The 6,386-nt window shown below is 71.9% G+C and carries 6 protein-coding genes; 2 read left to right on the top strand and 4 right to left on the bottom strand.

The features are described 5' to 3' along the window. Positions 1 to 9 precede the first annotated feature (9 nt). The 3 genes from ACFV2J_RS17670 to ACFV2J_RS17680 form a co-directional block, all read right to left on the bottom strand. Complete coding sequence (locus ACFV2J_RS17670; RefSeq protein ID WP_266701252.1) at positions 10 to 690, bottom strand: AIM24 family protein; 681 nt, start codon at positions 688 to 690, stop codon at positions 10 to 12. An 11-nt stretch (positions 691 to 701) separates the two neighbouring features. Then, entirely contained in the window at positions 702 to 2,447 is a 1,746-nt protein-coding gene (locus ACFV2J_RS17675) for a TerD family protein (protein WP_385439414.1), read from the bottom strand. 135 nt (positions 2,448 to 2,582) lie between these two features. Then, positions 2,583 to 3,179, bottom strand: a complete 597-nt coding sequence (locus ACFV2J_RS17680) for a M48 family metallopeptidase (RefSeq protein WP_385096557.1) — start codon at positions 3,177 to 3,179, stop codon at positions 2,583 to 2,585. A gap of 218 nt (positions 3,180 to 3,397) precedes the next feature. Between ACFV2J_RS17680 and ACFV2J_RS17685 the strand changes: the two genes are divergently transcribed. Continuing rightward, positions 3,398 to 4,579, top strand: coding sequence for a TOMM precursor leader peptide-binding protein (locus ACFV2J_RS17685; RefSeq protein ID WP_385096554.1), 1,182 nt, complete (start codon positions 3,398 to 3,400; stop codon positions 4,577 to 4,579). Next, on the top strand, positions 4,572 to 5,936 hold the full coding sequence (locus ACFV2J_RS17690) for an ABC1 kinase family protein (RefSeq protein WP_385096551.1): 1,365 nt from the start codon (positions 4,572 to 4,574) through the stop codon (positions 5,934 to 5,936). The genes ACFV2J_RS17685 and ACFV2J_RS17690 overlap by 8 nt, the downstream gene beginning before the upstream one ends. Before the next feature lie 96 nt (positions 5,937 to 6,032). Here ACFV2J_RS17690 and ACFV2J_RS17695 read toward each other — a convergent pair whose 3' ends face one another. Further along, entirely contained in the window at positions 6,033 to 6,257 is a 225-nt protein-coding gene (locus ACFV2J_RS17695; protein ID WP_385096548.1) for a hypothetical protein, read from the bottom strand. Positions 6,258 to 6,386 lie beyond the last annotated feature (129 nt).

Genomic DNA, 6,386 nt, shown 5'->3' on the forward strand with positions numbered 1-6,386 from the left:
TGCTCCCCCTCAGCCCCGGATCCGGAGGCGGTCGGTGCTGTCCTCGCTGGGCTGGACGACGACGATGCCCTGCCCGGAGAACGCCATCTGGTACGCCTCGCCGCTGCCGCGGCCGATCAGCGACTGTGCCTTGAAGCTGCGCTTGCCCTTGACCTTGAGGTTCGGGGACCAGGCGACCAGCGCGTCAGGATCGACGTACGTCTCATCCTCGCCGCCACCGCAGTCGACCACGATCGGCTTGCCCCGGGAGGTCAGCGCCACCCAGCCCTGGCCGGAGATCTTGGTGTTCCACAGGCCCTGTCCGGCGAACTTGGCGAGCCCCTTGACGCGTTCGACGCCCCAGGTGAGGTGCGCGTCGAAGGCGAGCAGGTTGGTGGCGTTCACGGAGATCGCGTCCCCGTTGAGGTTGATGACGACGACGTTCGCCCCGTAGTCCGCGAGATAGAGCAGGCCGTCGCCGTGGCACCTCATGAGGGGCGCGCCCTCACCGGTCATCCAGTCCCGCGCGATCTGCCGTACCGCGGGCGGGTTGGGCTCGTACTGGACGAAGCCCTCGTAGGCGACCATCGAGCCCACGCGCGCGAAGAGGTCGCTTCCGGTCTGCATGGCGACCTTCAGCATGTGATTGCCGTGGTTCTCCATGCGGGCGGTGACGGGTGCCGGGGCGTAGCCCGTGAGTGGCTGGTTCATGACGGGCTCCCTCAGACCTCGTACGGCTGGACGACGATGAAATTGCCGGGCGCGCCGCGGAACTGGAGGTTCACGCTCTCGCCGGTGTCGCCCGGGTAGGCGTTGCGCCGCATCCGCACCTGGCTGGAGACGATCACCTGGGAGGCCGCCGACCAGGCGACGACGGCGTTGCAGTCCGCGAACGTCGTCGGTGTCACGGGCAGCACGACGGGCGCGCCGTGCGTCTTCACCACGACCGTGCCGGTGCCCTGGAACTGCATGGTGAACAGCGCGCCCCCGGGAATGCCGTGGCCCTCGATCCTGCGCACCTCGTACTGGAGCGTCTCGTCGAAGGCGAGGACGTTCTCGGAGGACACACAGATCGCGTCGCCTTGGAGTTCGATGGGGTGCACGTGGGTGGCGTTCTCGGCGAGGAACACCTGACCGCGGCCGGAGCAGCGCATCAGCTGCATCTCCTGCCCGGTCGCGTTGCCCACGATCCGTCCCGCGAAGCCGGCGCCCTTGTAGCTGAAGTCGACCTTGCCCTGGTAGAGCACCATGCTGCCCTGGCGGGCCAGCACGGGCTGGTCCCCGATGCCGAGGTCGACCCGGATGAGCTTCTTGTTCTGCTGCGTCCAGCGTTGCCCGGTGGGCGTCTCCTTGAACGCCCCCAGCGCGGCGGCCACACCGGCGCCGGCCTGCGGAGCGCCCTGCGGGACACCGTACGGGGAGGGCGCGCCGGGCTGGCCCGGGTACTGCCCCGGGACCTGGCCGTACGACGGCTGCTGACCGTGTCCGGGAGGTGCCGGCGGGGCCTGCTGGCCGTATCCCGGCGGCGCGGACGGGGCCTGCTGACCGTAGCCGGGAGGCGCGGACGGGGCCTGCTGACCGTAGCCGGGAGGCGCGGACGGGGCCTGCTGACCGTAGCCGGGAGGCATGGGGGCACTCTGCCCGGGCGGCTGCTGACCGTAGCCCGGCGGCGGGCCGGGCGGACCGGGCGGGGCGGGCGGCTGCGCGTACGGGGCGGGCCCCGGCGGCGGCACGGTGCCGCCCGGCGGGCTGTGCAGCGGCGCGATGATGGTCGGCGCGGCGTGCACCGACGGCGCGGCCGGGGCGGGCGGCGCGAACCCCTGCGCGGCGGGCTGCGGCGCGGGAGCCGGGGCGCCGAACGCGGGTGGCGCGCCCACCTGGGTGGGAGGCGAGAACGAGGGCGCCGCGCCGCTCTGCGGCTGCTGCGCGGCGGGCTCCTCGTCGGCGACCTCACCGCCGAAGTTCTTCAGCAGCGCGTCCAGGCCGCCGTCGAACCCCTGCCCGACGGCGGCGAACCGCCAGACGTCCTTCAGGTAGAAGTCGCCCAGCATCACCGCACGCTCGGTGGAGAACTCCGCTCCGCTGAACGAGTACCGGGCCACCTCCTCGCCGCCCGCGACGACACGGAGATACCCGGGGGCGATCTGGGACATCTGCCCGGCGCCGTCGATCGTCGCCGTGAACGACAGCTTCTGGATCTGCGCCGGGATCCGGTCGAGGGTGACGCGGAAGGACTCCGTGTCACCCGACTGGGCGCCAAGGAGCTGGACGGATTCCTCGGGGGTCTTCGGCTGGTTGAAGAAGACGAAGTACCGGTCGTCCGACAGTCGTTCGTCGGCGTCCAGACCGAAGCAACTGATGTCGAAGGTCAGTCCGGGGCCGGTGATCTGCACACCCACGTACAGATCGGTGCCCGCGGTGAGGTCACTGATTCTGGCCTTGTGGCCGCGTTGGAATTCCCTGGCCATGCGTAACGACCGTCCCCCATCCCGAATGCGATTGCGTCGCGTCAGGCTAACGGGAAACCCCGGAAGTGAACGCGGCCGGTACAGACCCGGTACACAATCACCCCCCGCCCGGGACCGACCGCGCCCGCCCGCCCGCTATTCGTCGCGGCCGACCGGCGGATGGGGCAGCCGGGCGGCAGCCACCACCCCCTCGAGGTAGCCGCGCGCCCGCTCCGTCCGCGGATACGCCTCCAGCAGCCGCCAGAAGCGCGGACCGTGCCCGGGCACCAGAAGATGCGCGAGTTCGTGGACGAGGACGTAGTCGACGACGTACTCGGGCATGCCCTGCAACCGGTGCGAAAGACGGATACTGCCCTCGGCCGGGGTGCAGGAACCCCATCGCGTGTTCTGATTGGTCACCCAGCGGACCGAGGTGGGCCGGGCCCGCCCGTCGAAGTACTGGTCCGACAGACGCGCGGCACGCTCGGTCAGCTCGGCGTCGCCGAGCACCCGTTTGCTCTCCTGGGCGGCCAGCTTGTCGAGCATGACGGTCACCCAGCGCTGTTCCTCCGCCTCGGACATCCGGGCGGGGATGAGCACGACAGTGCGATCACCCTCGCGGTACGCGGAGACCGTCCTGCGCCGTCGCGCACTCCTGCGAACCTCGATCGCACTCGCCCCTGATCCGCTCGGCGGCGGGCTCGTCGTGCTGCGCTGTGGTTTTCCGGCGCGATGCAGTGGGTCGGCGGGCACGCCCCGACGTTACCCGCTGCACACGGGGGAAGTCCCGTCCCCAGGACGGTTCGGTGTCGATCCGCGCCCCGCGCGCTCGATTTATCCGACGAACAGCACAGCCTGTGGACAACTTTCCGCACCCTCCACCCGCCCCGGGGCATCCTGGCATCCGATCGGCGGACCCGGCACGGGCCCCGCCGGCACACGGGGATGCTCCATGGATACGGGGGTCGGTCATGCATCCGATGGTGAAACCCGCGCTCCGGCGCGGCTGGCGGGACCTCAACACCGTGCAGTTCGGCATGGCACCCGCGCACGCGATGGTTCTGAGCCCGGTGGACACGGCGACAGGCAGCTTCCTCGACCTGCTCGACGGAACCCGCGGACTCCCCCTCCTGCGCGAGCAAGGACGCGGCATGGGCCTGCCCGACGGCCATGTCGACGCACTCGTGGAACGGCTGGCCCGCTCCGGACTGCTCGACGACGCGACGGGCGGCGGCCCGGCCGCGGACACCCTGCGCGCGAAGAAGGCGGTCCTCGACCGGCTGCGCCCCGACCTCGCGGCCCTCTCCCTCGTCGTCCCCGCACCGGGCGACGCCCTCCGGCACCTCGCCGCCCGCCGCTCCCTGCGCGTACAGGTGCGCGGCGCGGGCCGGGTCGGAGTCACCGTCGCGGCGCTGCTGGCCGGCGCGGGCGTGGGCCGGATCGAGGTGCGCGACGTGGGCCGGGTGGAACCGTGGGACGTGGCACCCGGCGGACTGCCGGCGGAGTCCATCGGAGAACGCCGCGAGGAAGCCGCCCGACGCGCGGTGCGACGAGCCGCGCCGGACCGTCCGCCCCGCCCCGCCACCGAGGGCGAGGAACTCGGGCTCTCCCTGGTGATCATCACACCCCGGGACGGCCTGTCCGTCCACGCCCCCGATCCTGGCGCCGCCGAACCCCTGATCACCTCCGGCACGGCCCATCTGTACGCGGGAGTCGTGGAAGGGACGGGTGTCGTCGGCCCGCTGGTCCTGCCCGGTGACACCGGCTGCGCCGGCTGCCTGGACCGGAGCCGCGCCGACCGGGATCCGACCTGGCCGCGCCTGATCGCCCAGTGGCGCTCCGGCGCTTCACGCCACGTACCGGCGTGCGACCTCACCGTGGCGACCGGCGTCGCCGGCCTCGCCGCCGCGCATGCGCTCGCCTTCCTCGACGGCCGGCCGCCCTCCAGCGCCGGAGCCCGCTGGGAGGCCTCCGCTCCGGAACTCCACTGGCACGCGAAACCGGTGTGGCCGCACCCCGATTGCCCGTGCGGCGCCACGGAGAAAAGTAAGAAGGGGGAACGCGCCGCCGAAGCCGAGAAGCCGCACGAGACAATGGCCGGGCAACAGCCGCATGCGGCACGGCTGTCTGGGACTTGGAGGGCGCATGTCTGATCTTCCCCGGAAGGCGGTCACCCGAACCGCCAAACTCGCCGCGCTACCACTCGGCTACGCCGGGCGAGCCACGTGGGGCCTGGGCAAGCGGATAGGCGGGAAGTCGGCGGAGATCGTGGGCCGCGAACTCCAGCAGCGCACGGCCGAGCAGCTCTTCAAGGTGCTCGGTGAGCTGAAGGGCGGAGCGATGAAGTTCGGGCAGGCACTGTCCGTCTTCGAATCGGCACTGCCCGAGGAGGTCGCGGGCCCGTACCGGGCGGCGCTCACGAAGCTCCAGGAAGCGGCACCACCGATGCCGACCCGCACCGTGCACGCCGTACTCCGGGAGCGGCTCGGCGAGGACTGGTCCGAGCTGTTCCTCGAATTCGAGGACAAGCCGTCCGCGGCCGCCTCGATCGGCCAGGTGCACCGGGCGGTCTGGCACGACGGCCGCGAGGTCGCCGTGAAGGTGCAGTACCCGGGAGCGGGCGAGGCCCTGCTCTCCGATCTCACCCAGCTCAGCCGATTCGCCCGGCTGCTGGGCCCGCTCATCCCCGGCATGGACATCAAGCCCCTCATCGCGGAACTCCGCGACCGGGTCTCCGAGGAGCTCGACTACGCACTGGAGGCACAGGCCCAGGAAGTCCACGCCACGGAGTTCTCGGGCGACCCCGACGTCCTGGTACCGGCGGTCGTCCACCAGTGCGACCAGATCCTGGTCACCGAATGGATCGACGGAACACCCCTGTCGGAGGTGATCTCCGACGGTACGCAGGAACAGCGGGACCGCGCGGGTCAACTGCTGGCCCGCTTCCTCTTCTCCGGCCCCGCCCGCACCGGACTGCTGCACGCCGACCCCCATCCGGGCAACTTCCGGCTCCTGCCGGACGAGAAGAGCGGCTGGCGCCTCGGCGTCCTCGACTTCGGCACCGTCGACCGCCTCCCCGGCGGCCTGCCCACACCGATCGGCGACTCCCTGCGCATGACCCTCGACGGCGATGCGGAGGCGGTCTACGACCTGCTGCGGGAGGAGGGCTTCGTCAAGGAGTCGATAGAACTCGAACCCGACGCCGTCCTCGACTACCTCCTGCCGATCATCGAACCGGCTCAGGCGGACGAGTTCACCTTCACCCGCGGCTGGATGCGCAGCCAGGCCGCCCGGGTGGCCGACCCCCGCTCCCCCGCCCACCAGTTGGGCAGGCTCCTCAACCTGCCCCCGTCGTACCTGCTGATCCACCGGGTGACGCTGAGCACCATCGGCGTCCTGTGCCAGCTCGGCGCGACGGTCCGGCTCCGCGACGAACTGGAGGAGTGGCTACCGGGGTTCGTCCCGATCGAAGAACTGCCGGACGAGGAGGACTCAGCGGCTGAGGCGTGAGTCCGGGCTGCCTTCGGGGCGGCTGTGGGGTGGGGCGGGGAGGCGGGAGGGGGAGGGGGAGGGCCCCGGAAGAGAAGATCCGGAGCAAGCCCCGCCCTACCACCAGGCCGAATCCAGCCGCCCCTCGATCGCCCGCAGATGTGCGCGGGCGCAGTTGTCGCAGAAGTAGTGGCGGCTGCCGTTCTCCATGGAGCAGGTCCAGGTCGGCTGGGGGCCGTCCGCCGAGGTGCCGCAGCGGGCGCACGCGATGCGCCGGGCCTGGGCCGTGTCGGGCCGTTCGGTGGTGCCGCTGCTGTCACTGTCCCCGGGAAGACTCGTCACCCGCCGACGATAACGCCGTGGCCGGGCGTTCGCCCGCCACAACGCACCGCGGGGGGGGGGGGGGGGGGGGCCGGGCCCCCGGCGGGGGTGGGTGGGGGGGGGTGGGGGGGGGCCCGCGGGCGGGGAGTA

The sequence above is a fragment of the Streptomyces sp. NPDC059668 genome, assembly GCF_042734135.1.
In the GTDB taxonomy this organism is placed as follows: Bacteria; Actinomycetota; Actinomycetes; order Streptomycetales; family Streptomycetaceae; genus Streptomyces.

What these genes read in the sequence shown, in the direction of transcription:
- ACFV2J_RS17670 (WP_266701252.1), bottom strand. Translation starts at nt 690, where the DNA reads ATGAACCAGCCACTCACGGGCTACGCCCCGGCACCCGTCACCGCCCGC.
- ACFV2J_RS17675 (WP_385439414.1), bottom strand. Translation starts at nt 2,447, where the DNA reads ATGGCCAGGGAATTCCAACGCGGCCACAAGGCCAGAATCAGTGACCTC.
- ACFV2J_RS17685 (WP_385096554.1), top strand. Translation starts at nt 3,398, where the DNA reads ATGCATCCGATGGTGAAACCCGCGCTCCGGCGCGGCTGGCGGGACCTC.
- ACFV2J_RS17690 (WP_385096551.1), top strand. Translation starts at nt 4,572, where the DNA reads ATGTCTGATCTTCCCCGGAAGGCGGTCACCCGAACCGCCAAACTCGCC.